39 protein-coding genes are annotated in these 20,465 nt (G+C 38.3%); 24 read left to right on the forward strand and 15 right to left on the reverse strand.

What is annotated here, in order from left to right; all coding sequences use genetic code 11:
* Positions 1–16 precede the first annotated feature (16 nt).
* The 15 genes from FO447_RS03475 to FO447_RS03545 all read right to left on the reverse strand — a co-directional run bounded on the left by FO447_RS03475 (position 17) and on the right by FO447_RS03545 (position 8,703).
* The gene (locus FO447_RS03475; protein ID WP_200757632.1) at positions 17–586 is read right to left on the reverse strand and encodes a hypothetical protein; all 570 of its coding nucleotides are present in this window, start codon (positions 584–586) and stop codon (positions 17–19) included.
* 4 nt (positions 587–590) lie between these two features.
* On the reverse strand, positions 591–995 hold the full coding sequence (locus FO447_RS03480; RefSeq protein ID WP_118313030.1) for a hypothetical protein: 405 nt from the start codon (positions 993–995) through the stop codon (positions 591–593).
* A 2-nt stretch (positions 996–997) separates the two neighbouring features.
* Positions 998–1,477: a hypothetical protein gene (locus FO447_RS03485; protein WP_200757633.1), complete on the reverse strand. Its 480-nt coding sequence runs from the start codon at positions 1,475–1,477 to the stop codon at positions 998–1,000.
* A gap of 11 nt (positions 1,478–1,488) precedes the next feature.
* Positions 1,489–1,824, reverse strand: a complete 336-nt coding sequence (locus tag FO447_RS03490; RefSeq protein ID WP_200757635.1) for a hypothetical protein — start codon at positions 1,822–1,824, stop codon at positions 1,489–1,491.
* Positions 1,825–1,839: 15 nt separating this feature from the next.
* Entirely contained in the window at positions 1,840–2,193 is a 354-nt protein-coding gene (locus FO447_RS03495; RefSeq protein ID WP_200757637.1) for a hypothetical protein, read from the reverse strand.
* A 67-nt stretch (positions 2,194–2,260) separates the two neighbouring features.
* Positions 2,261–3,355, reverse strand: a complete 1,095-nt coding sequence (locus FO447_RS03500; protein WP_200757639.1) for a major capsid protein — start codon at positions 3,353–3,355, stop codon at positions 2,261–2,263.
* Positions 3,356–3,380: 25 nt separating this feature from the next.
* Positions 3,381–3,959 carry a hypothetical protein gene (locus FO447_RS03505; protein ID WP_200757641.1) on the reverse strand — a complete coding sequence of 193 codons (579 nt, stop codon included), beginning with the start codon at positions 3,957–3,959 and terminating at the stop codon, positions 3,381–3,383.
* A 45-nt stretch (positions 3,960–4,004) separates the two neighbouring features.
* Positions 4,005–4,691 carry a hypothetical protein gene (locus FO447_RS03510; RefSeq protein WP_200757643.1) on the reverse strand — a complete coding sequence of 229 codons (687 nt, stop codon included), beginning with the start codon at positions 4,689–4,691 and terminating at the stop codon, positions 4,005–4,007.
* Between the two features lie 204 nt (positions 4,692–4,895).
* On the reverse strand, positions 4,896–5,252 hold the full coding sequence (locus tag FO447_RS03515) for an endonuclease domain-containing protein (RefSeq protein WP_200757645.1): 357 nt from the start codon (positions 5,250–5,252) through the stop codon (positions 4,896–4,898).
* Complete coding sequence (locus FO447_RS03520; protein WP_200757647.1) at positions 5,252–5,719, reverse strand: hypothetical protein; 468 nt, start codon at positions 5,717–5,719, stop codon at positions 5,252–5,254. The genes FO447_RS03515 and FO447_RS03520 overlap by 1 nt, the downstream gene beginning before the upstream one ends.
* A 253-nt stretch (positions 5,720–5,972) precedes the next feature.
* Entirely contained in the window at positions 5,973–6,494 is a 522-nt protein-coding gene (locus tag FO447_RS03525) for a DUF3310 domain-containing protein (protein WP_200757650.1), read from the reverse strand.
* 267 nt (positions 6,495–6,761) lie between these two features.
* Positions 6,762–6,992 (reverse strand): hypothetical protein, encoded by a 231-nt coding sequence (locus FO447_RS03530; protein ID WP_200757652.1) that lies wholly within the window; start codon positions 6,990–6,992, stop codon positions 6,762–6,764.
* A 4-nt stretch (positions 6,993–6,996) separates the two neighbouring features.
* Positions 6,997–7,266 carry a hypothetical protein gene (locus FO447_RS03535; RefSeq protein WP_200757654.1) on the reverse strand — a complete coding sequence of 90 codons (270 nt, stop codon included), beginning with the start codon at positions 7,264–7,266 and terminating at the stop codon, positions 6,997–6,999.
* Positions 7,267–7,315: 49 nt separating this feature from the next.
* Positions 7,316–7,759: a hypothetical protein gene (locus FO447_RS03540; RefSeq protein ID WP_200757656.1), complete on the reverse strand. Its 444-nt coding sequence runs from the start codon at positions 7,757–7,759 to the stop codon at positions 7,316–7,318.
* Between the two features lie 146 nt (positions 7,760–7,905).
* On the reverse strand, positions 7,906–8,703 hold the full coding sequence (locus FO447_RS03545) for a hypothetical protein (RefSeq protein WP_200757658.1): 798 nt from the start codon (positions 8,701–8,703) through the stop codon (positions 7,906–7,908).
* Between the two features lie 355 nt (positions 8,704–9,058).
* On the opposite strand from FO447_RS03545, the gene FO447_RS16180 reads away from it, so the two are divergent.
* From FO447_RS16180 to FO447_RS03655, 24 genes are all read left to right on the forward strand, one after another.
* Positions 9,059–9,190 carry a hypothetical protein gene (locus FO447_RS16180; RefSeq protein WP_262893225.1) on the forward strand — a complete coding sequence of 44 codons (132 nt, stop codon included), beginning with the start codon at positions 9,059–9,061 and terminating at the stop codon, positions 9,188–9,190.
* Positions 9,191–9,203: 13 nt separating this feature from the next.
* Positions 9,204–9,485 (forward strand): hypothetical protein, encoded by a 282-nt coding sequence (locus FO447_RS03550; protein WP_200757660.1) that lies wholly within the window; start codon positions 9,204–9,206, stop codon positions 9,483–9,485.
* 65 nt (positions 9,486–9,550) lie between these two features.
* Positions 9,551–10,516, forward strand: coding sequence for a DUF932 domain-containing protein (locus FO447_RS03555; RefSeq protein ID WP_200757662.1), 966 nt, complete (start codon positions 9,551–9,553; stop codon positions 10,514–10,516).
* A gap of 449 nt (positions 10,517–10,965) precedes the next feature.
* Complete coding sequence (locus FO447_RS03560; RefSeq protein WP_200757664.1) at positions 10,966–11,298, forward strand: hypothetical protein; 333 nt, start codon at positions 10,966–10,968, stop codon at positions 11,296–11,298.
* Between the two features lie 52 nt (positions 11,299–11,350).
* On the forward strand, positions 11,351–11,815 hold the full coding sequence (locus FO447_RS03565; RefSeq protein ID WP_200757666.1) for a DUF4494 domain-containing protein: 465 nt from the start codon (positions 11,351–11,353) through the stop codon (positions 11,813–11,815).
* Positions 11,787–12,329 carry an NUMOD4 domain-containing protein gene (locus tag FO447_RS03570; protein ID WP_200757668.1) on the forward strand — a complete coding sequence of 181 codons (543 nt, stop codon included), beginning with the start codon at positions 11,787–11,789 and terminating at the stop codon, positions 12,327–12,329. The genes FO447_RS03565 and FO447_RS03570 overlap by 29 nt, the downstream gene beginning before the upstream one ends.
* Positions 12,330–12,333: 4 nt before the next feature.
* Positions 12,334–12,867 carry a hypothetical protein gene (locus FO447_RS03575; RefSeq protein ID WP_200757670.1) on the forward strand — a complete coding sequence of 178 codons (534 nt, stop codon included), beginning with the start codon at positions 12,334–12,336 and terminating at the stop codon, positions 12,865–12,867.
* Positions 12,868–13,154: 287 nt separating this feature from the next.
* Positions 13,155–13,286: a hypothetical protein gene (locus FO447_RS16185; protein ID WP_262893226.1), complete on the forward strand. Its 132-nt coding sequence runs from the start codon at positions 13,155–13,157 to the stop codon at positions 13,284–13,286.
* Positions 13,283–13,525, forward strand: coding sequence for a hypothetical protein (locus FO447_RS03580; RefSeq protein WP_200757672.1), 243 nt, complete (start codon positions 13,283–13,285; stop codon positions 13,523–13,525). The genes FO447_RS16185 and FO447_RS03580 overlap by 4 nt, the downstream gene beginning before the upstream one ends.
* Positions 13,516–14,058, forward strand: coding sequence for a helix-turn-helix transcriptional regulator (locus FO447_RS03585; RefSeq protein ID WP_200757674.1), 543 nt, complete (start codon positions 13,516–13,518; stop codon positions 14,056–14,058). The genes FO447_RS03580 and FO447_RS03585 overlap by 10 nt, the downstream gene beginning before the upstream one ends.
* Before the next feature lie 33 nt (positions 14,059–14,091).
* Entirely contained in the window at positions 14,092–14,730 is a 639-nt protein-coding gene (locus FO447_RS03590) for a hypothetical protein (protein WP_200757676.1), read from the forward strand.
* 2 nt (positions 14,731–14,732) lie between these two features.
* Complete coding sequence (locus FO447_RS03595; protein WP_200757678.1) at positions 14,733–14,978, forward strand: hypothetical protein; 246 nt, start codon at positions 14,733–14,735, stop codon at positions 14,976–14,978.
* Between the two features lie 2 nt (positions 14,979–14,980).
* Entirely contained in the window at positions 14,981–15,271 is a 291-nt protein-coding gene (locus FO447_RS03600; protein ID WP_200757680.1) for a hypothetical protein, read from the forward strand.
* 9 nt (positions 15,272–15,280) lie between these two features.
* Positions 15,281–15,703: a hypothetical protein gene (locus FO447_RS03605; RefSeq protein ID WP_200757682.1), complete on the forward strand. Its 423-nt coding sequence runs from the start codon at positions 15,281–15,283 to the stop codon at positions 15,701–15,703.
* Between the two features lie 2 nt (positions 15,704–15,705).
* Entirely contained in the window at positions 15,706–16,107 is a 402-nt protein-coding gene (locus tag FO447_RS03610; RefSeq protein ID WP_200757684.1) for a VRR-NUC domain-containing protein, read from the forward strand.
* A 144-nt stretch (positions 16,108–16,251) separates the two neighbouring features.
* The gene (locus FO447_RS03615) at positions 16,252–16,470 is read left to right on the forward strand and encodes a hypothetical protein (RefSeq protein WP_200757686.1); all 219 of its coding nucleotides are present in this window, start codon (positions 16,252–16,254) and stop codon (positions 16,468–16,470) included.
* Positions 16,471–16,481: 11 nt separating this feature from the next.
* The gene (locus tag FO447_RS03620; protein WP_200757688.1) at positions 16,482–16,847 is read left to right on the forward strand and encodes a hypothetical protein; all 366 of its coding nucleotides are present in this window, start codon (positions 16,482–16,484) and stop codon (positions 16,845–16,847) included.
* Between the two features lie 21 nt (positions 16,848–16,868).
* Positions 16,869–17,099, forward strand: a complete 231-nt coding sequence (locus FO447_RS03625) for a hypothetical protein (protein ID WP_200757690.1) — start codon at positions 16,869–16,871, stop codon at positions 17,097–17,099.
* 28 nt (positions 17,100–17,127) lie between these two features.
* The gene (locus tag FO447_RS03630) at positions 17,128–17,343 is read left to right on the forward strand and encodes a hypothetical protein (protein ID WP_200757692.1); all 216 of its coding nucleotides are present in this window, start codon (positions 17,128–17,130) and stop codon (positions 17,341–17,343) included.
* Positions 17,344–17,608: 265 nt separating this feature from the next.
* The gene (locus tag FO447_RS03635; protein WP_200757694.1) at positions 17,609–17,782 is read left to right on the forward strand and encodes a hypothetical protein; all 174 of its coding nucleotides are present in this window, start codon (positions 17,609–17,611) and stop codon (positions 17,780–17,782) included.
* Positions 17,783–17,786: 4 nt separating this feature from the next.
* Positions 17,787–18,386 (forward strand): hypothetical protein, encoded by a 600-nt coding sequence (locus FO447_RS03640; RefSeq protein ID WP_200757696.1) that lies wholly within the window; start codon positions 17,787–17,789, stop codon positions 18,384–18,386.
* Between the two features lie 5 nt (positions 18,387–18,391).
* Positions 18,392–18,745, forward strand: a complete 354-nt coding sequence (locus tag FO447_RS03645; protein WP_200757698.1) for a hypothetical protein — start codon at positions 18,392–18,394, stop codon at positions 18,743–18,745.
* A complete protein-coding gene (locus FO447_RS03650) occupies positions 18,736–18,936 on the forward strand; it encodes a hypothetical protein (protein WP_200757699.1) in 201 nt (66 codons plus the stop codon). Before FO447_RS03645 ends, FO447_RS03650 begins: the two co-directional genes overlap by 10 nt.
* Before the next feature lie 272 nt (positions 18,937–19,208).
* On the forward strand, positions 19,209–20,435 hold the full coding sequence (locus FO447_RS03655) for a transposase (protein ID WP_117664388.1): 1,227 nt from the start codon (positions 19,209–19,211) through the stop codon (positions 20,433–20,435).
* The last annotated feature ends 30 nt before the right edge of the window (positions 20,436–20,465 follow it).

The raw sequence follows: 20,465 nt of genomic DNA on the forward strand, positions 1-20,465 counted from the left end.
AAGATAAAAGCTTTACTTACTTCGCAATAGCCGCAGCACTAATATCCTTTGTGAGGATATTGCGATGACCGCTCTTCTTGTCACCCTTTGCATCGAATACCGCCATCTGACGGAACTCAATGTTAAGATTAGGAAGTCCACTCTTACCGATAGAACCACTGCGAGTGATTGTAAGTTTCATCTTAGACCACTGGAAGGTACGAGAAGGAATATCATCCAAATCTTTTGTTACAATCTGTACAGCCTTGTAAATCTCGGTTTCTTGCGGAAGCTCATTCAACCAAGCATCCTTACCACCAGTACCAGAATCCTTTGTGTAACCAAGAAGCTTCGTAAAGTTTTCTTCTGAGAAATCGTATGTCTGCAAGGTAAAGCCCTTTGTTGCTGCTGATGTGGTCAGCACTGCGTAAGGGTCTTCTGAATCCTCAACCTCTACATCCGATGTCTGTGCTGCCTGGTCGTTAAAACTCAAGCTACCAGAAACGACAGCCTTAATTTTGTCGCTCCATGTTGTTGGGTAGCCGCCATTTTCGACACAATCGGCAAAACTGAAGCTTTCCAAGCCATATACACCATTCTTTGCCATAGTTTTATTCTTTTAAATTATTATACGTTACATTAAATTTCATATTGATGTAATAAGTGTTATCACTATCACGAGTAGGGCGAGAGATAGAATAGAAATCGAAGTAACAGCCACCGAGGTAAGTACCGTCACCAAACAGAGAAAGAATCTTCTCCGAGTAATCAGAGAGCTTCTTTATGTTAGGTAGATTTGATAAGGTCTTAGGGCAATGAATATTCAAATTCACTACACCCTCATTAATAGCATCACTATACACAAAGGGAAGATGATTGATTGCGATATAATCACAAACCGCCAACTTCTCGGGTATCTCATATTTAAAGATACGACCTTTCTTTATGCCTATTCTCTCAACATTATCATTGAGATACTTAAATAATGCCGTAACGGCTGTATCACCGAGTATCATATCTAACTATCGCTTTTAATCATTTCAGCTACTTCTTCAAAAATCTTCTTCATTTCGTCACGAAGGAAATACTTTGTAAGGTGTAAGACATTGTAGCCTTTATCTTCTACGTATTTACCATAGTTCATACCAGCAACAATAACGAGAGAGTACCCTTTGGGTGCTACTACACCTTCTTTCAGTGCATACTCACTGAGTGCAGCACTTACGCCCTCCTGTCCTTCTTCCGCTTCTTCTGCCTTTGGAATCTTACCAACTGCCGAGGTAATGAGTTGCCCATCAAGGTAGAGAGCGAAAGAAATTGAGTTCTTCAAATTTGCAGTTCGGTCTTGATAACCTTTGTTTTCTTTAGAGTAGGTGACCGCTTCTTCGGCAAGTTGCATCAAACGCATATTGAGGTAACTGATAATCTGCTGCCTCTTTTCGTTCAACCTTTTCTGTAAGGCTTCACGACCTTTGATTTGTAATTCAACCTTTGCCATATTGCCGCCTATTAGAGCCAAATTCTAAGATAGCGTTTCTTTAAGGTTACGAAGCCTTTAACCTCCATTTCCTTATCAATCGTGCCATCTTTCTTGGTTATCCAAACCTTTTCGCCTTCCTTCGGTATGAGAGGGTATTTTGCTTTTGAGAGAGGAGCATAGATTTCGTGCGAATACACGTACTGCTGCCCGTCTGTTAGAGTGATAATCTTCGCCTGAGAATTAGGCAAAATAACGCACTTTCCAAAGGATTGCCATTCTCCTTCGGGCTGTTCGATAGGATTTCCGTCCTCATCAAAGCCATCTTGTGGAGCACCTTTTACTTTAAGTATATCTTCAAAGTTCATACGCTATCTATTTGATTACCATACCTTCACACTCTGAACCCAATAATCATCAGAAGTACTATCAATAACAAGGTCAGCATCCAATCCAGCATCCTTCGCAATAGATTTAATCATTTTATCAATGAGATTCTTGTCGTTCTTGTAACTCTGAGAGATACCGCCAACATTCTCACTTGATAATGGATTCATCTTGTAGAGGATACGCATAGCCGCATAGGCTACGGGTTTCTTTACCGCTACAGAGTATTCATCAGCCACGGATGCCGTGATGCTAAACTTATCAGTAGCATCAATAAACATCTTCTCCAAAGTCTCATCAGAGGTAGAGAAAGGCTGAATCTCGCTTGCTATGGCTTCTGAAATTGTCATGCTAATCTTGTTATCTTATGAAGTTTCACTTATTAAATCAATATATACATAACTGAGGGTCAGTGCATTAAGCACCAACCTTCAAGATAAAGAAGTCTTCGATACCATCGAATACTGGTTGCATCCACATTTCGTTGGTAAGGTGATAACCCTTCTTATCTCTCCAATAACCGATAAGGTTGTTATCGTATGTAGAGTAAGAAACGCCATCAACTGGGTCGATAGCCTCCAAGCACTCTGCGCACTTAGGCACAGCCACCTTATCGGCACACATCGCAACAACTCGGTTATCTGGGATAAGGTTAAAGACTGTCTTGTCAGGCAGCTCAACAAACTTATCCTCATCAATCTGAATTGTTGGTAAGAGGATAGAGCGCAGATAGATATTCATCTGGTCAACGCTAATCATCGGTGCAGTAGGATTGATGGTAATCTGACCGAGGTTCAAGCGGAAGGTGTCCTTAATCTCCTTTGCTTTACACATTGCGAAGAATGTGTTCTCAGACATACGAAGACGCAGAATCTTACGACCCTTCTTGCGAGCCTCGTCCTTCAATTTCTTAATATCCTCAATAGGAGTTGCGTTCGCCTCACCCCAATTTGTGGTAGCAGAAAGCTGCTTAACACCCAAATCAAAGGTATAAGATACGTTAGCCTTAGAGTTATTGGTACGTGATACAGTCTGAGTACCCTTGAACAATCCCTCGAAGTACAACATATCAATACGCTTATGAGGAGCGATAACCGCCAACTCGAAAGGTTTGAATGAGTACTTGATAAGTTCATCGTACTTAGCATTGAGCTGTGACTGTGTATAACCGCCACGTCCCGACATATCATTATACTTACCCTCCAAGAGGTGCATCTGGTCGAGGTAGTCGTTATCAAGCTCCCACTCATCGGCGATACGACCGATAGAGCCAGTAAGCTGACCCCAATCAGGCATAGTATGCAATGGACGCTCTGCGTTCTTAGCGACAACAGAACCAACCATAGCAGCAGCATAGGTAGCCATATTTGCCTGATATACCTTTGCAGCACAATACTCAACAGGCTTCAACTCGTTCTTCCACTCAGCCTTGTAGGTGGAAGTCTTCATGTATTCGTCAATGTAGGTCTGAAAAGACTTTGGGTCTTGCAGATTTTTCAAAATACTATTCATAATCTATAATCTCCACTTTTAAAGGTTACTGAATCTTGAACAAAGCGATACCATTTGCTCTGATACCTTCCTTAATCTCATCATTGATAGGATAAGGGAGTGAATCTTCCTCTACCTCCATTACCTGTAAGGTAGGAGTAGCTGCGATAGAAGACTCTTGGTCTCTTACATCGAGAGTATCGTATGAAAAGCCAAGAAGTACGTCCTTGGTCTTATCGTAATCCGATACAATCGCATTTGCGGCAACTTCGTTAGCGAGTTCTGATACAGTTAATGTATCTACGCCATCGGAAGAAGTAATTGCCGAAATGGTCGCACCAGCAATCTTATCATTAACCTGGAATAAAGAACCACTAGCAATCTTTAAGCTTGTAGCAGACTTAACAGCCTTCTCTGTAACCTTTGCAGTCTTTACAACCTGCGCTTTACCACCAGTTACAAGTCTGAGAACTGTACCCTTCGCTACAAACTTTAAAGTAGCTGGAAGGTTGGTACGGTCGAGGTTATAACCACCCTGTCGGCGAAGGCACTGCTCTTCAAGCCAAAGTGCTTCCTTGATATCCTCTGGCTTGGTTCTATACAAAAAATAGCCTCTGTTTGACATAATTTTCTTCTTTTAAAGAGTTTAACATAATTCATTGATAATGCCTTACTCCTTTGGAGCATTACGCTCCGAGAAGCCTTGCATTTTTGTAATGAAATCATTCTGCTCGTCTTCGGGAGAGGTTGCCTTGGGTGCTTCAACAAAACTGCCGTTTGCTACAAGTGACTGCTTCAATGCTGTCCAATCATCGGCACATTGCTGTGCGAGAGTTTCAAGATTCTCTTCCTTGTCGAGCTGATAACGTGAACGGAACTGCTGCGGAACGTCCTTCAATTTTTCGCTCTTACCGAAAAGGTCATCAAGACGTGCTCTTTCTTCCTTTTCCTTGTATGGAGCAATGGCGGCGGCTACAGCTTCGCTAACTACTTTCTGGGTACTCTTGGTAGCCTCGGCAATCATCTGCTGAACCTGCTCTTGCGTAAGCCCTGTTGGAGGTACTGGAGGGGTAGGAGGAACTGGTGGAGTAGGCTTATGGTTAGGGTCGTTAGGGTCAATCCATCCATCGAATTTCTTCGTTGTCTCGCTGACCGCACGATTGAATGATGATTGCATCATACCAACATAAGGTTCAACTGCCGTGATAGCACTCGTTACATCCTCGTCCTTTGACTCATCTGTTAGACCACGACTTGCAACAATCAGGTCAACCAGCTTTGAAAGTTCATCCTTCTTCAAACCATACTTTGCAAATGATGTTTTGGCAGAAGCAAGCACTTTTTCTTTTATTGTCATAGTAATTCTGTTTTAAACGTTAATAAATAAATAATTTCCGATTGCAAAATTACTATTTCTATTAATAAAATAATAATAAATAATAGGAGCTGTGTAAACAAATGCTATTTTTGGCGATTTTCTTGCGGTCTAAGCGGCTTTCTTTTAGTTTATGTATAGTTATTAAGAAACAAAAATAAAAGGCAAGATAGCCAATATTATTGGTTACTTTGCCTTGCGTTGTATCATATCTATCTTTGCCTTAACCTTCTTCGGATTCCTAGCATCGTGATTACTCAATCTTACCACATGATACCCGAGCCGCCATATACCCGAAGAGCGGTTACCATCCTTGCGCTTTTGGTCTTTGGTAAAATGGTAGCCACCATCGAGTTCTACTATAGTTTTTATCTCGGGCAGATATATATCAGCGAAGTATAGCTTTCTGCCCGTGACTATCGGTTGCTGTGGTATCACCTTATATCCTAATAGAGTGCAGATTTTCGCCGCAGCCTTCTCCGCATCGGTTGTATGTGAAAGGAGGTCGCAGCGAATCTGATATATGAGTTTCTTGGATAGCATTATTTATAATACTTTTTAAAATTTTCTTCATTTGCGAAGTATTTTCCTGTAGTAGATGTTACTTCTTGCTTGAATTTTTTAACGCCATTAGCTAGTTTATTAAACTTATCTTTTGGCATAGCACTCTTAATAATAGATACGAATGCTTCGTGCGCTTTATCTGTTACATTCGGCTTTAATATGGCATTAAAAATGCTTCTATCATCGCTGAAATTTATATTTCCAGAGATATTTTCTCCATGATTTATCGCACTCATAATTTTTGTCACATCGTACGTTGCATTTTTGAGGAGTTGATGCAAATCTTGTTTATCATATTCACTCAAATTGCTTATAGCACTATTTGGCGAGTTTGTCTTCAAGACTATATTTTCATTTGTCCCCCCGATTGCGCTTTGCGCAAAGGTTCTGCTTGAGGCAGCATTTGCGCTGCTCACGGTTCTTGTACCACCACTTGCCTTACTCATAATCTTTATATTTTTAAAACGTTAAACTTATTTTTTCGATGCAAAGATACTATTTATATATCAGATATTGAGTACCTTTGCAACTTCTGTCTAAACTATTTACCCATCTTCTCCGCTCTTTTTCTTTCCAATCTTTGAAGATGCTTGATATGTCGCTTCTTCTTCTTTTGCTCTCGTTGTGCAGGTGTTAGCATAAAGTAAGCCTGCGTCTTAGTCATTACCTTAATGATAACGTCTTGCACCTTCGAGTATTTCATTTGCTCTTCTTTATCATATCTATCTCATCCTGTAGATAGAAGATTGCTTTGCTCAAATCCTGCACTCTCTGTTCTCGCTCTGAAAGGTTCATTTCCTTCTTTCCCTTGCGTAAAAGATACTTTACTGCCGAGCCGCAGTTAAAATCAAGGTGTCGGCAAATATCAATCGGCTCTATGCCGCAGAGTTCCTTTAGCCAAGCGTAATGGTTAGGGTGATTAACCATTTCTTCCTTTTCCTCTGTGACAATAGTACCATTTTTTGCAATCTCTTCAAACTGAATTGGAATATTCTTTCTATATACAAGATTGTATTCGTCTGGTATAATATTGCATTCTACAATACATCTACCTACCTTGATAACTTTCAATCTGAGAGGGCAAATATTGGCTAGCGAAAATCTTTCTTCTCCGATGTTATAAACGTAAACTTCTAGTCTATCATTTACATGGACTACCATACTAGGCTCTATTGGTAAGGTAAATACCAACCCTTCACGTATCTTCATTGATTCTATCATAATTCTTACTTTTTAAAAAGTTTATCAACTGCTAATTCCTGTAATTACGGATGCATACATCTTACAACCCTTGCTTCTGTATTATTTTTCTTCTGATAGCAACAGATATTGCATTCAAGTGCCCCAACCTTATTTATGGCGTGCGTATATCGCCCACATTCGCCGAAAGGACAATCTGTAATATACTCAATACCGCCGTGAATAAACTCACGTACCTCATATTTAACTGCCGTATTCGGCTTCTTTTCTTTCTTTTGGTATAACATATTATCTTATCTCAATTTTGATTTTATAAATCGACTTCTGCTTCAAGTTTTCCGTGCCATCAAGCAAAAGATGAGCAATGATGTTATCTACTGATTCGCTAATAGCTCTCTTCGTATATTCGTGATAACTGCCGTCTTCTTTTTCTTGATAGACATTTACACTGCCAGAGCTATCATCTGTGACAATAACCCCATTATCGGCGAACTCTAGCTTAAAATTAAGTTTTTCCATATAATTATTTTTTTTGTTCCATAAAATGTTTCTGTTGTATTAACATCATTCTTGTAATCAGATTCTGCATCTTTTCGATAATAAACTTCGGGGTCTCCGAAGTTCTGATAAAGAAAGGATGCTTCCCTCTCTTATGCTTATTGAAGAATAAAGCATCATCTTCACCCTCTATCTTTACAGCTATCATGTACTGACCGATGAAGAGGTGGGCACTTCCCTCTTTTCTCTTTCGAGGTGTGGTGTATTTGATACCGTTCTCGTCTAAGAAAGACATTAGCTTCTTTAATTTCGTTTCATTTTTCATCTTGCATATCTCCTATAGTTTAGTTATCGCTTAACATTTTCTCAACCTCATTATCGTATTTGTTTCTTTTGCACCAAGTAGTGAGGTCAAAGATTACTTCCGCTTCCTTTCTAAAGCTCTTGTATAAGCTCAGATAGTTTTTCTTTGTTTGTGCGTTAGCCTTTCTCGCCTCGTGGAAAAAGGTAAAGTAATTCTTAAAATATTCCGAATGTATTGTGATAATATCGGCATCTTCGCATTTTTGCATCATAAACAGCGTTGCTTCTACCATAACGACTGCCTTTGAAGCGCAATAGATGTGATTCTTTTCTTTTGCTACAACTTCTCCGTTCCTTATGATGATAACTGAAAATTTTCCTGTTGCGAACTTATCTTCATAATCACAACTTACGTAGCACTCATATCCAACAAGTTCTTTTGCTGGTGTGAGGTAAGTATCGAGCCAATTTTTCTTTTTCTCCATTTTGTATCTCCTGTGTTATTATATAATCGGGTGGGGGCATACGGGCGCACGTTAGTTAATTATTTCTTGGGGCTGTCGCCCCTATAAGGGAATAAATTTAATTAAAGCCCAAATCCCTTATTTTATTATTTTTGATTTTACATAAACTACATTTTCGCCTCCTTTCTTCTCATACCATGACGAGATATTGATATTGCATCGTCCATCTGCATACGATAGATATTCGATTCAATGGAAAATGCACTTCTACTTTTTGCGTTTATAACTATTATAGAACCTTCAAAATCCGTAATAGCCATATTGTTAGTACATACCTTTGCATCGCACCTTACTTCCTTGATTCTTGTGCGCTTATTGATGATACCCTTGTTTATAAGCTGATTTGTAACTTTGAACGCTTGGTACATCGTACCATAGATAACATCCTTGATTCTGTCATAAGATAAACCTTTGTTATCGCTAAACTTCTTCCTCAACATACGACTTTCACGTTTGAGAGCCTTGCGAATAGTCTTTGCATTTCTCCCATTCGTCCCCTTATTGTGCGTATTGATTACGTCCTCTTGCATTCTAACTTGGTTCTCCATGACAATCCTTCTCAAAAGGTTTTTGAGGGCAGGAAATGTCATCTTCGTCAAATCATTCTTGCGAAGCTTATAACTATATCCATTATTTGAATGTATGCTACGTGCAATGAATCTCTTCTTTCCATTTTTCTCTTCAAAACGGAAATACCCTATCTTGCAACCATATTCAAGCAGTCTCTTTAATTTATTATTGTCAATATGCAATAATTTAGCACAATGATTATATGATACAAGATTAAGGTCTGATGAGCGGAATAAGAGCTTTATTTTAAGGAGCAAGCAGAAGGCATCTAAGCGATTCCTATCGCTCAGAGCAAACTTAGCTTCCTGTATTCCTATTCTTATTCTTTTCATCATTATATATATATTAATGTAAAAACCAAACAGATGAAAGGTGCTATCTATCATTCTGCTTGGTTTGTATATCGAACCCTTTCACTTGTGTTGATTGGGCATATATGATTCTTTTCTTTGCTTGGAAAATAGCACTTTCCTTTTTATGCCGCAAAATTATAAAGAAAATCTGAGATATTCGCTTAAAATCTATTAAAAAACTAATAGTTAGTATTAATAAACTAAAAATAGCTATTAGAAAATTTGGCAGTCTGAGATAAAGTTATTAATTTTGCGGTATCAAAGTTAATAAAATAGCTTTTGATACATATAATTAATGTGGAAATTATTAATAAATTAAAAATAGGAGATACGAAAAATGAAAAAAGAAAAAGACATGATGAATCCATGTAATTGGAGAACCGAAGATGTAAAAGATGCGGTACAAGCAGCAATGCTTGCCGCTAGTGGAATTATTTTAGCGTATGCTGTTATCTGGCTCGCTTACTAAAAATGGAGGTAATATGGAGATAGTAACAACATTAGTTAAGTTCCGTTGTCGCAAGGATAAAATGATGGAGCAGTCAAAGAATGCTCAGATTTTTCTCTTTGAAGGCAAAGAAGGTAAGACAAAGGTATTCGTACCAAAGTCAAAGTTAATTATTAAGGAGGATGCAATTAGTGATAACTACAATCTTTGCATCATACCTAAATGGGTATTCCTTAGCACAAAGAACCTTTCGCAGAATGTTGAGTTGGTAGGAGAAACGCAACACATGGAGGTTCTCAATGATATTGAAGATTAATAGTATATATAGTAATAATTATTTTGTTTAATGTATTAAAAATAGGAGATACAACAATGAACACAATGGCAATGAATTTGATGGCACAGCCAAGAGTAAATGAAGTAGCGGTTGCAAAGCAGCCAGAGTTGAAGAGTGATAACATGAATCAGTTCTTGGATTTCGAAACATCTAAGGTACAGATTCTGACAATCGACCAGCTTGAACGCACCGAGAAAGAGAATGATGTGTACGGAAAGCCTTTGAAGGGTATATATCATTTTGACCTCATTCATCAGGTGGAAGACTTGTGCGAGAAGCACGGCTATAAGGCTGAGATTTACGACCTCTTTGCGGCGAATAACAAAGACCGCAATACTCCAGGTGTTACCCGTTTGCCTCAAAAGGAAGCTTTGATGGGTGATAGAGCTGTAGAGGCTCATATCCTTCGCCGAGTATTCTGTAATATTCGCTTGCGTGACTTTGATAAAGGAGAGGGCAATGATGAGATTACAACCAATATGGCGGTATCATTCCATCAGAAGGGTATTCAGTTAGGTATCGGTAGAAACGTAGTTATCTGTCACAATCAATGTATGCTTAGTGCTGAACATTACGCTGCTACCTACTCAGATATCAATAGCGGAAGAGGAGCTTTTAAGCTCGATGAGCTTCTTCAACGTGCTAACGCTTGGCTTGCTAATCTGAGAGGCATCATTGATGCCAATGATGAAATGATTGAGCGTATGAAAAATCGTGAGATTAAAGCACAGGAAATGTTTACCATCATTGGTATGCTGACCTCACTCCGTGTTGCTGCTGAAACGAAATACAAAGGCATTCGCAACCCTCAGGTCATTCCTCTCAATCAGGCACAGATTGGTCGCTTGACCGAGAAAATGATGATTGCCTACTACGAGCGCAATATTGTTACCGCTTGGGATTTGTATAATGCGGCTACCGATATGTATAAGTCAACTCAGCTCGACCAGCCAATGATTCTTTCACAGAACTTGGCAATGAGTAGCTTCATTCAGAATAAGTTGATTTAAAATATAACTACATAAGATTGAATATTGAAGTCATAAGAAAGTCGATAATAAGAGCCATAAAGCCGCCGTGAGGTGTCGGCTCTTTCTCTTAGAAGAATTATTTTATTCAGATAAATCTTGCCGTGAGGTAAGTTTTATGACGTTATTTTTGAAAATTTCATCTTTTTGCCCTACGGCGGTAGGGCATTTATATCCCGAGAAAAACCAATCGCACGGGGTGCGTGAGCTGTAGAATAGTGGTTCCGACTTCTTTTAGTTAGAATAGATGTATGTATTATTTTCCATGCTTTTAAAGTATATGCGAAGATACTCCGTAATAAGCAGCTCTTAATAAGCGGAGGTTGGCGAGGGTTCGATTCCCTCTCTTGGGGCTATGTTTTTTTAATATATATAATATGACAGATTTTAACGGAAAATTAAATTTGCTGAAGCTCAAAAGAGCTGGCGTAATGCAAATCCAAGGTCGAACCGAGGTGCTTCGGTGTGTGGTTATTCCTATCGAAGATAATAGTATCTTCGTTACAACAGATGATAATAATCAACCAAAGGCTGCTTATCTCGACCTTACTGCTTGGGAATTAAAGAACCCTAAGTATGACGAGACTCACATGATTAAACAGTCGTTGCCTAAAGAGGTTCGTGAGAAAATGACAGATGAGGAGAAAAAGGCGATGCCTATCCTTGGTGGTTTAAAGCCTGTAATTTTTGAAAGTCAGAATGCGGCTTCTTCTTGTGCTGCACCTTTTGCTCAAACACAGGATTTGAATGACTTACCTTTCTGAGCACAGACTCTCTTAAATAATGGTTTTAGATTAGTTTTAGATTATTAGAAATATGAGAAGTAGAACGAGTAATTGGTTTGAGGTAGGAATCCGCTACCAAAAGACCCAAGAAGATGGTTCAGAGAAATCTGTGACCGAAAAGTATGCGATTGATGCCTTATCCTTTACGGAAGGTGAGAGTGCAATCACAGAGGAAATGGCTGCTTATATTAGCGGTGAGTTTAAGGTTAAGTCAATGCAAGAGGCTTCGTACAGAGAGGTGTTCTTTTCTGATAAGGATGATGATGATTGCTGGTATAAAGCAAAGTTACAATTCATCTCCTATGACGATAAAACCAATAAGGAGAGACGTAGCAACGTGACTTACCTCGTGCAAGCAAAGTCTATGCACCGAGCAATAAGTAACATTGATGAGGTAATGGGGAAGACACTTATCGACTATGATATTGTGGGACTTAATAAAACGACAATCACAGATATCTTTGAGCATGATTTGGAAAAGCATCAAGGGCTTTGAGCAAAGTTATGATATATCAGATACAGGATTAGTTCGTTCTAAGGTAAATAATAAAGGAAAGTTAAGATATTTAATAAAGAAAACTCATGTAAATAATAACGGTTACGAGGTTGTTCCTCTTAGTCATAAAGGGAAACGTAAACTTTTGGCAGTACATCGTATTGTTGCATTAGCTTTCATTCCTAACCCAGAGAATTATCCGCAGATTAATCATAAAAATGAGAATAAACTTGATAATACGGTTGCTAACTTAGAATGGTGCACTTCTAAATATAACTGTCAATATGGAAGTAGAACAGAAAGAATGCGAATGAAAAGACGAAAAGATAAGCGTTCTTTTAATGTAGAGCAAATCGATAAAGAAGGAAATGTTGTTAATACTTTCTTTTCTATGAAAGAGGCTCAAAGAATTACAGGTATAAGAGAAAGTGGTATCTCAAAGTGTGTAAATGGAATAATATTATCAAGTGGAGGATTTTATTGGAGAAGAATAAATAATAAAATAAAAAAGTAAGATTATGGCAAGACCTAAGAAAAATGGCGCAGAACAGCCTTTAAATTTAGATGGCAATAATATGCCTATGGAGAATGAGAACGCTCAGCAGAGCCACGAAAATGCGGCTCAGCAGCAAAGTGAGGAGCAAGTTGAGGAGTTTGAGGAAGAGGATGAGTTTCCTTTTGAAATAAAGGATGGAGTTCCTTCCCCTATTAATAATAATGGTTCGTTCATTATCTACGCTCCTACTGATATTGAATCCCGTAAAGGTCGAATCCCTGTAAATATGGGTATTACTCTCAGAGAGGGTTATCGTGGCTTGATTGTTCCAATCACAGCCAATGCAATTTATGGTCTTCCTACTGAATCAGATTATCGCTTACAGCATTCTGATGTGATTTCCACACAGGTAGGGGAGGAGGAAGAGGTAAGGCTCGTACTCTCTATCAATGACGAGACAATGATACAGGAGCAGACAAACTTTGGCTCACGCTCCCGTAATCTTATTATCCCGAAGGGTACTCCGCTTGCCATTCTTGTGATTTTTAAGCTGTGAAATATATAATTGCGGATGGAGGTCTATTCTATAGTATCTCCTTCCGCTCTATTAAGTAAACTATGACAGAAGTTGAACGTAAAATGCGCAGAAGTAAATACGGCAAGACCTACTATCAAAAGCATCGTGAAGCTTGCATCGAAAGAGCCAAAGCTTGGTACAATGCTCATAAAGAGTATCGTAGGCTGTATATGCTTGCGTATAATGGTAAATAGTATTTTTATATGGATGAGTTGGATAAAATTAAAGAGTTGAATACTCAATATAAATTGCTGCGAAATAACGGAATGGTGGTAAAAGTAGACCTCGTAACCAATGTGGGAACTTATGTAGTAAAGAACCCTAACATTATTAGCAAGGTGCTTGACTTACTTATCCGTGAATCGCAGAAGCAGATAGAAAGTGAGGTGAATACATGATAGGATTGAATGATAGACCAACAAGAGCAAAAAGGGTTGTTGTGGTTCAGTTAAAAGACAAAAAGCCTGAACCTTTCCTTACTTGCCCAGAGATTTATTTAAAGTACGATAAAGAGAAGATTGGCATCTGTCTTAATGCTCTATGGAATGCTCTTGCTAAAGATGGTTTCTACGAGAATAAGAAATGCAAAATCTCTTATCAGAATATCGAACAATTAAAAACATTGGCATGGGAGTAAGTAATAAAGGGTGTTGTGTACTAAAATATCCTCATTCTATAGATAATGGATTGTTAGCTCTGTACGCGCAGGGGCTTACCATACCCGAAATCAGTAAAAAGGTAGGCATACCTTATGAAACAGTACGGCGGCGACTAAAAGGAAATGGAGTTAAACCTGCATCACCACGATTTATCGCTAAGTATGGTGAAATCCGTTATTTAGGGCGCTTTCGCTACTGGAGCAAGGAGGAGGAACAGAGATTTATTAGATTATTTCCCTTTCGTACAAATAAAGAAATTGCTAAAATCTTCTGTTGTAATATCAGAACAGTTAAGAATAAGGCTATGTCTCTTGGATTAAGAAAAGATGCCGTATGGTTGCATGAGTATAGATTATCTTCCATGAAGATTGCTGCCATTATATCCAAATCAAGCTCTAAGAAGTTTAGGTTTAAGGAAGGGAATAAATTCGGACATAAGTTTAAGAAAGGGTTTAAGTACGATAAAGAATTTTGGGAGAAATATAGAAGAGGTGAGGTTTCTTTGCCTTGATTACATTTTCTCGAAATATAAAATGAATAAACTATGAAATTTAATAAAGAATTACCGAGGGATTTGCAAGTAAAGACAATTATGCAAAACTTCGACAAAAAGCAAGCCGAATGCGATGCTCTCAAAAAAGAGAACGAAGAATTGAAAAAGAAGTTAGAGCAGAAGGATATTCTGTATCGTAATATGCTCAATCGCTATAGTAGTATGTCAGAGAGGCATGATATAGATTATAAGGAGAGATACGAACAGCTTAAAGCTAAAAATGCTGAAAGCGGTGAGCGATATAGCAGAATCCTTATGGATTTAACCAAGGCTAACGTAATGCTTCAATCCATCAAAGCTGTTATGGATAGAGCAAACGAAAGAATAGAGGACTTTTGTTCTGATGGTAAGATTGAAAATGAAGATATTCAGCCAAACTTTGATTTGACTGCTTCGGATAACTCTACCAGTCAGATAAGTATCAAAGAACAGAAGTTTATAAGTTATGTCCGTGAGCTTATTGCTAACTTCAAAGAAACTGGCTCTCTTCGAGGAATCGGAATGATTGCAAGAGAGTATGGTGTAAGCTCGTTGACAAAGGAGCAATTCTTTCGCTATGGATTGAATAATGATGGTGTAACTGATGAGTATATCATCAGTGTATATGAAAAGGCTAAAAAACATTTATAACTATGACGGATATAACTATTAAGCAGTATAATAATGGCTACTTCGAGGTCTTTCAAGGTGATAAAAGTAGCGGTGAACTTGGTTTTGATGAAATGTTAGGACTGATAACGTCTCTTACTATGTCTGAACGCCGTCCTTGCTTGCAATGGATGAAGACCAAGGAGCAGCGTGATGCCGAAGAAATCGTTCTCGCTCAGGTAGCGAAAGGTTCAATATTTGAAAACGTTCAAAAGAAAAAAGGAGAATAAAAATGGAAGAAACTAAGTATAATAATGATGTACCTTACGAAAGAGTGGTGCTTAGAGTGTTAGAAAATTATTCGAAGATGCAAACTAAGCTAACTCGTTACCAGAAGAAGGTCAAAGAGCAAGGTGAGTTGCTTAATAAATTAAACAACAAACACAATGATTACGAGAAGGTCGTAGCTGAGCGTGATGAGCTTCTCCAAAAGAATAAAGAACTTTCTCGCCAATTGAAGATTTACGAAGGTGTGCGTAAATACTTCAATGGTCAAGTCTCAAAATTAGAAACTGATAAATAATATATCAATATGAAGAAGATTTTATCTTGGTGCGGTTCTCATACTGAGCTGCTATGTGCATTCTTTTTGTTAGGATGCTGTATCAGTAGTGCGGTCAAAGATGGTTGGTCTGTGGCGATATTATTCTTGCCGTTTATCGCTATGTGGATATTTACCTATCACTTACAGAAAGAGATTTCCCGTCTTATTAAGAAGAATGAAGAGCTGAAAGAAACTAATAAGCAGCTCGAAGAGGCTTATGAGGATAAGACTTTAAAACTGAATAGATTTATGGATTTTAAGTCACTCTTTTATTATAGATACCTCTTAGCGCAGAATGATGTTAATTTATGCAAGAAGAAGATTAGCTGCGGTGACTATCTTTCAAATAGGAAGTATTATGAAAATATGATAGAGTTCTATCTTAAAAAGATTTTGGACAAGGTTGTGTAATAATGAAGTACGATGAGTTTTTAAAGAAGGAGCGCCAGAAGAAAGGCAGAAGCAAACCACGGCACATTGAATCGCAGATTCAGATTCAGATGGTGAAGTGGTTTCGCTTGCAATACCCTCGCTATATCATTGCCGCCATCCCTAACGGAGGACAACGAAGTGCGCTTGAAGCGAAGATTATGAAAGGCGAGGGCGTTTTGGCTGGCTTCTCCGACCTTATTATTATAGCAAGAGAAAATGTCCTATTTATTGAAGTTAAAACTAAGGACGGGTATCAATCTGATTTGCAAGCCAAATTTCAGTCTGACGTTGAGCGATTAGGCTTTCAGTACAGCATTTGCCGCTCATTGGATGAGTTTATCTTAACCATCGAAAAATGGTTAAAAGATAAGTTTTCTGTGTAAAAATATCCGATTTTCTTAGTTTTGTATTAATATCTATTAAAATACTAATAAAAACACCGAAAAGATTTGTTAGTTTCAAAAGAAATTATTAATTTTGCGGTGTAAATAATTAATAAATAGGTTTAACAATTAAAAGATACAACAATGGAAACAAAGAAAATTGCTCGATTCAGATTTACAGCACTTGCCCATACTTTCGATAGTTGGGATGAGGTTATAAGTTATTACGAAAGACTTGTAGAGTGTGGTGAATGTATGGTACTTCCTACTCTTTCATTTTGGGATGGTAAGGTAAGAACCAATAAGTGGCACGCACATGTTAAAAAGAATGGTAAAATTGAGTTTACAGAAATTGAAAAATAGGAGATACGACAATGGAGACAATAAACGTAAATGAGCTTTTAGATAAGCTCTCAGATAAGCAGAAGCAACTTCTGAAAGATACTATTATTAATGGCTGTTGGGGTACATGTGATAGTGAATTTGTAAACGAAAAAGGTATTATTATTGTGTCTAATTGTTATGGATATGTTGTTAATTTAGCAAAGGAAGCAGGGCATTTCAATGGTCGCCAAATATCAGCAATGTTCCGTTCTATATATAGCAAACTCTGCCCGAATAATGGTACAGGTAATTTTCTTTCTCATATCTCTAATTATTGGGGTAATGGTTCGGGTGATGCTTTATTCATAAAGAGAGATTATGTTATAGCTTTCGAGCGTTGGGCAAGAGAGCAATAACTCAATGAAGGAGATACGACAATGATTACAATTATTAATAAATACACAGGCGAGGTTATCACTAAGTACTCAGGTGCTTTGGTTAGTGAATCAGATGTTGATTCTTTTATTGCCAACGCAAAGGGTTCTGGTACGTTCAGAGGACGTTGGAATGCTATCGTAGAGTATTTTATTCCTCTGAAAGGGTTGAATGCAACACAATGCCTTCTTAAAAGCCAATACGCTGTGAAGGAATGTATAAAGAAGAAATAATTAACGTTTAAATATAGGAGATACAATTATGGCAGTAGCAGTTAGTACAAAAGGTGTTGAGAATCTTGTGAAGCAGATTAATGCTGCTTATGGTAAGGTAATAGTCACAGCTGAGTTACACTCAGACGGGTGGCTCATCCTCGTAGGTGAGAATCCTATTAAAAATATAGGAAATGCTAGCGAGGCAGTTCGTTACCTTGAAGGTGTGAAGCATGGCATTGAATTAATGAAAGAAGGACTTTAGTTATTAATCGGGCAGCGTAATAGCTGCCCATAAAAAAATAGGAGATACAATTATGGAAATCAAGGTAAATATACCACAAAACGATTATGTTCAACCAACCGAAGTTAGAGAGGAAGTCGTACAGGCAATCTGTAATGCCTTCTTATCTAATAGTTGTTGGGATATTTTTCATCCTTTCTCAGGTGCAAATAATGGTAGCCGACCTGCTACAAGACGTATTAGTTTGAGCAATCCACGTTTTAGTGGACACGCCAATGATAAGGATATGGTTAAAATACATGGATGTGAAATGAAAGCTGCCTTTAAGGTATTGATGAAGGCTGGTTATCACATGTATAAGGTATATGACTACGGCTCTTGGATGGGTTACGCTTGCGATAAGAAACCTTTCCGTGAGGGTGCATCTGAGGTTCTTACGTTTAACGATTTTATTGATTAAGCTTATGTTTATAGAATTTAAGAATTTAAATGTAGCATTCGGAAAAGAGTTCCCTTTAGCTATCGTGTACCTCAATAAGTGCGATGGTGAACGTTTTTTAAGGGAGCAAGGAATAGCGAAATCTGGCTCTTTTAGCAGCTTTATTTCGCTTATTGCAATCGTTGATAACGTACCACAAAAAGCGAGCTGTAAGATTATCTTTACTAATTATCGCATTCTCAATAAAGGAGAGGAGAAAGATGTGTTAGATACTCTTAAACGAAGTAATCTTACTATCAATGATAAAGGGTTTATTTCCTTTCTTGATTATAAAAAGGTTTGCTTTGAGGTTGATGGAAATATCCTTACCTATGATGACTTCTGTAAGTATGAATTACCAAAGGGACATGTATTCAAAATGGTCTTTGATAATGGTTATTCTTATTATGGCTCAGAGCCTTTTAAGGGTAATGCAAAGAAGTATGCTGATACAGCCATAAAAGTTGCCGAGAAATTAAGGTATCTTTGGTCTGGTTGGGCAATGGGCTTTAGGCTCAATAGTCTTTTGAATATAGATGTTGTTTACGGCAAAGATGAACGTTATTCAGTTGTATCTAACACATAATGATTATGGAAGAGGTTAAAGAAAAGAAGTTTATCATAGAAGCAAAGGGCGAAGTGCCCTTTGCACAACGCACGGGTGATGGCTACGAGCTATTCAATAACGAACGAACAATGAAGTTCTGTGCGAGAAGGCAACAGATACTGGATAATGAAACGGGTGAACAGAAATCTTGTTTTGCTGTTTTCTGCTTCGTTAAAGAGGATGATGGATGGGTACAAGGTGATAACTATCATCAGACGGAAACCATCACCTCTTTTGTTAAGGATTTGAATATCTCTCCTTATTTTACCAATGCTGTAAAGGAATATCGTGAGCAGATGGAAATCACAGAAATATGGGAGGTGAAAAAATGGGAATAGGAGCGATTTTAATCATCATAGGCGCATCCGTCATCGCATTGAGCAGCGTTGTTGCTGTTGGCGCAATGAATGGAAAATTAGAAGGTGTGGTAACCATACAAGAAAAAATCTTGATTACTATATTCTTATTAATCTTACTCATAACGGGTTGGGTGCTATTGTATAACGGAATATCAATAATTAATCTGTAATAAAATGGGAAAGAGATTAAGCTTAGAAGATAAAGCTAAAATAGCTAACGGCAATGAACGTCATTGTAGGCAATGCAATCATCGTGTTTGCCCAGATGGTTTGCTTGAAGTATGTTCGGAGGCTTTTATTCGAGGGTACAAGAAAGCAATACTCTGTTAATTCTTATGTAATCGATTGAAAATGAGAGAGTTAATTAACGTAATACAACTAATAAAATTTGGTTAAGTGGCTGATTATCAGTAACTTTATAGTTCTCTAAGCTCAAAGTTATATGACATCAGAACCACTCAACCAATATACGGAAATATGCAGAGATGCTATCAAAAGTTCATCTGCAAAGTTAAGCAAAACTTTCGAGAGTCTACTCTTGGAAATACTTTTATTGTACATGACGATACAAAGAAAGATAAATTTCACTCAAATGGAGCGTTACGGCACCCATTGTGAGCAGACCTACAGAACGAACTTCAACCGTGGTCGTGCTAAATGCATAGACTGGGTGAAGTTCAACCTTGCCCTATGCCGACGTTACTTGAATATGGATGGTCTATTGGCTATAGCCATCGATCCGAGCTACATCAGCAAGTCGGGTAAGAAGACTCCGCATATCGGTACTTTCTGGTCCGGTTGTGCAAGTTCCATGAAGCATGGGCTTGAAATCATGGGGCTTGCACTTGTCGATGTCCATGCCAACAGTTGCATGATGCTGCGCGCCCATCAGACTCCATCTACTGGAGAATTGAAAATGCGTAACATGACTCTCGTGCAACATTACATAGCGGTCATCAAGCGTTATAAGAAGGATTTGTTGAAGGTCACCGATATTGTTGTCGCTGACGCTTTCTTCTCTATCCGTCCGTTTGTGGACGGAATCAAAGAGTGCGGTTTCCATCTTGTCAGCCGCTTCAGGGATACTGCGAGCCTATATTATGTGTATACGGGACCTCGTTCCAATAAGCCTGGACGTCCCAAGACACTTGACGGAAAAATCAACTACAAGAAACTTGACCTCACACGTATGGCAGAGTTGCATATTGAAGGACTTGAAGGCACAGCCTACACACTCATAGCCTATTCAAAGGCATTGAAGCAGAAAGTGCGCCTTGTCATTTGGGTTATGCCGAACGGAAAACACAAGCTTTTCTTCTCAACAAAGACATCCATGTCGGGTGAGGAAGTGTTGCGCACATACCGCTCAAGATTCCAAATAGAGTTTTGTTTTCGCGATGCAAAGCAATATACTGGTCTTACGCATTGCCAAGCAAGACACAAGAACCAGTTGGACTTTTCCTATAATGCATCATTCGCATCACAGAATGTTGCGAAAGTGATGATGAAGGAAAATGAATTGCCGTATTCCATGGCTTCTTTCAAGGAGATTATGGCAAGCACATACATCGCTAAATTAATTTTCAACAAGTGTCGGAGAATACCGAACCGAAAGTTAATTAGTCATACTATCAAAGAACTCTTTGGCTGGCAACGTAAAGCTGCTTAGCCATTATCTCAAATTTTAACGAACTATTGA

This window comes from Segatella copri (assembly GCF_015074785.1).
In the GTDB taxonomy this organism is placed as follows: Bacteria; Bacteroidota; Bacteroidia; order Bacteroidales; family Bacteroidaceae; genus Prevotella.

What these genes read in the sequence shown, in the direction of transcription:
- FO447_RS03490 (WP_200757635.1), bottom strand. Translation starts at nt 1,824, where the DNA reads ATGAACTTTGAAGATATACTTAAAGTAAAAGGTGCTCCACAAGATGGC.
- FO447_RS03645 (WP_200757698.1), top strand. Translation starts at nt 18,392, where the DNA reads ATGGAAGAGGTTAAAGAAAAGAAGTTTATCATAGAAGCAAAGGGCGAA.
- FO447_RS03650 (WP_200757699.1), top strand. Translation starts at nt 18,736, where the DNA reads ATGGGAATAGGAGCGATTTTAATCATCATAGGCGCATCCGTCATCGCA.
- FO447_RS16180 (WP_262893225.1), top strand. Translation starts at nt 9,059, where the DNA reads ATGAAAAAAGAAAAAGACATGATGAATCCATGTAATTGGAGAACCGAA.
- FO447_RS03590 (WP_200757676.1), top strand. Translation starts at nt 14,092, where the DNA reads ATGAAATTTAATAAAGAATTACCGAGGGATTTGCAAGTAAAGACAATT.
- FO447_RS03620 (WP_200757688.1), top strand. Translation starts at nt 16,482, where the DNA reads ATGGAGACAATAAACGTAAATGAGCTTTTAGATAAGCTCTCAGATAAG.
- FO447_RS03640 (WP_200757696.1), top strand. Translation starts at nt 17,787, where the DNA reads ATGTTTATAGAATTTAAGAATTTAAATGTAGCATTCGGAAAAGAGTTC.
- FO447_RS03600 (WP_200757680.1), top strand. Translation starts at nt 14,981, where the DNA reads ATGGAAGAAACTAAGTATAATAATGATGTACCTTACGAAAGAGTGGTG.
- FO447_RS03615 (WP_200757686.1), top strand. Translation starts at nt 16,252, where the DNA reads ATGGAAACAAAGAAAATTGCTCGATTCAGATTTACAGCACTTGCCCAT.
- FO447_RS03625 (WP_200757690.1), top strand. Translation starts at nt 16,869, where the DNA reads ATGATTACAATTATTAATAAATACACAGGCGAGGTTATCACTAAGTAC.
- FO447_RS03535 (WP_200757654.1), bottom strand. Translation starts at nt 7,266, where the DNA reads ATGTCTTTCTTAGACGAGAACGGTATCAAATACACCACACCTCGAAAG.
- FO447_RS16185 (WP_262893226.1), top strand. Translation starts at nt 13,155, where the DNA reads ATGGTGGTAAAAGTAGACCTCGTAACCAATGTGGGAACTTATGTAGTA.
- FO447_RS03630 (WP_200757692.1), top strand. Translation starts at nt 17,128, where the DNA reads ATGGCAGTAGCAGTTAGTACAAAAGGTGTTGAGAATCTTGTGAAGCAG.
- FO447_RS03545 (WP_200757658.1), bottom strand. Translation starts at nt 8,703, where the DNA reads ATGATGAAAAGAATAAGAATAGGAATACAGGAAGCTAAGTTTGCTCTG.
- FO447_RS03635 (WP_200757694.1), top strand. Translation starts at nt 17,609, where the DNA reads ATGGTTAAAATACATGGATGTGAAATGAAAGCTGCCTTTAAGGTATTG.
- FO447_RS03525 (WP_200757650.1), bottom strand. Translation starts at nt 6,494, where the DNA reads ATGATAGAATCAATGAAGATACGTGAAGGGTTGGTATTTACCTTACCA.
- FO447_RS03560 (WP_200757664.1), top strand. Translation starts at nt 10,966, where the DNA reads ATGCAAATCCAAGGTCGAACCGAGGTGCTTCGGTGTGTGGTTATTCCT.
- FO447_RS03555 (WP_200757662.1), top strand. Translation starts at nt 9,551, where the DNA reads ATGGCAATGAATTTGATGGCACAGCCAAGAGTAAATGAAGTAGCGGTT.
- FO447_RS03655 (WP_117664388.1), top strand. Translation starts at nt 19,209, where the DNA reads ATGACATCAGAACCACTCAACCAATATACGGAAATATGCAGAGATGCT.
- FO447_RS03485 (WP_200757633.1), bottom strand. Translation starts at nt 1,477, where the DNA reads ATGGCAAAGGTTGAATTACAAATCAAAGGTCGTGAAGCCTTACAGAAA.
- FO447_RS03495 (WP_200757637.1), bottom strand. Translation starts at nt 2,193, where the DNA reads ATGACAATTTCAGAAGCCATAGCAAGCGAGATTCAGCCTTTCTCTACC.
- FO447_RS03595 (WP_200757678.1), top strand. Translation starts at nt 14,733, where the DNA reads ATGACGGATATAACTATTAAGCAGTATAATAATGGCTACTTCGAGGTC.
- FO447_RS03515 (WP_200757645.1), bottom strand. Translation starts at nt 5,252, where the DNA reads ATGCTATCCAAGAAACTCATATATCAGATTCGCTGCGACCTCCTTTCA.
- FO447_RS03505 (WP_200757641.1), bottom strand. Translation starts at nt 3,959, where the DNA reads ATGTCAAACAGAGGCTATTTTTTGTATAGAACCAAGCCAGAGGATATC.
- FO447_RS03540 (WP_200757656.1), bottom strand. Translation starts at nt 7,759, where the DNA reads ATGGAGAAAAAGAAAAATTGGCTCGATACTTACCTCACACCAGCAAAA.
- FO447_RS03580 (WP_200757672.1), top strand. Translation starts at nt 13,283, where the DNA reads ATGATAGGATTGAATGATAGACCAACAAGAGCAAAAAGGGTTGTTGTG.
- FO447_RS03575 (WP_200757670.1), top strand. Translation starts at nt 12,334, where the DNA reads ATGGCAAGACCTAAGAAAAATGGCGCAGAACAGCCTTTAAATTTAGAT.
- FO447_RS03475 (WP_200757632.1), bottom strand. Translation starts at nt 586, where the DNA reads ATGGCAAAGAATGGTGTATATGGCTTGGAAAGCTTCAGTTTTGCCGAT.
- FO447_RS03570 (WP_200757668.1), top strand. Translation starts at nt 11,787, where the DNA reads ATGATTTGGAAAAGCATCAAGGGCTTTGAGCAAAGTTATGATATATCA.
- FO447_RS03550 (WP_200757660.1), top strand. Translation starts at nt 9,204, where the DNA reads ATGGAGATAGTAACAACATTAGTTAAGTTCCGTTGTCGCAAGGATAAA.
- FO447_RS03520 (WP_200757647.1), bottom strand. Translation starts at nt 5,719, where the DNA reads ATGAGTAAGGCAAGTGGTGGTACAAGAACCGTGAGCAGCGCAAATGCT.
- FO447_RS03610 (WP_200757684.1), top strand. Translation starts at nt 15,706, where the DNA reads ATGAAGTACGATGAGTTTTTAAAGAAGGAGCGCCAGAAGAAAGGCAGA.
- FO447_RS03480 (WP_118313030.1), bottom strand. Translation starts at nt 995, where the DNA reads ATGATACTCGGTGATACAGCCGTTACGGCATTATTTAAGTATCTCAAT.
- FO447_RS03530 (WP_200757652.1), bottom strand. Translation starts at nt 6,992, where the DNA reads ATGGAAAAACTTAATTTTAAGCTAGAGTTCGCCGATAATGGGGTTATT.
- FO447_RS03585 (WP_200757674.1), top strand. Translation starts at nt 13,516, where the DNA reads ATGGGAGTAAGTAATAAAGGGTGTTGTGTACTAAAATATCCTCATTCT.
- FO447_RS03565 (WP_200757666.1), top strand. Translation starts at nt 11,351, where the DNA reads ATGAGAAGTAGAACGAGTAATTGGTTTGAGGTAGGAATCCGCTACCAA.
- FO447_RS03500 (WP_200757639.1), bottom strand. Translation starts at nt 3,355, where the DNA reads ATGAATAGTATTTTGAAAAATCTGCAAGACCCAAAGTCTTTTCAGACC.
- FO447_RS03510 (WP_200757643.1), bottom strand. Translation starts at nt 4,691, where the DNA reads ATGACAATAAAAGAAAAAGTGCTTGCTTCTGCCAAAACATCATTTGCA.
- FO447_RS03605 (WP_200757682.1), top strand. Translation starts at nt 15,281, where the DNA reads ATGAAGAAGATTTTATCTTGGTGCGGTTCTCATACTGAGCTGCTATGT.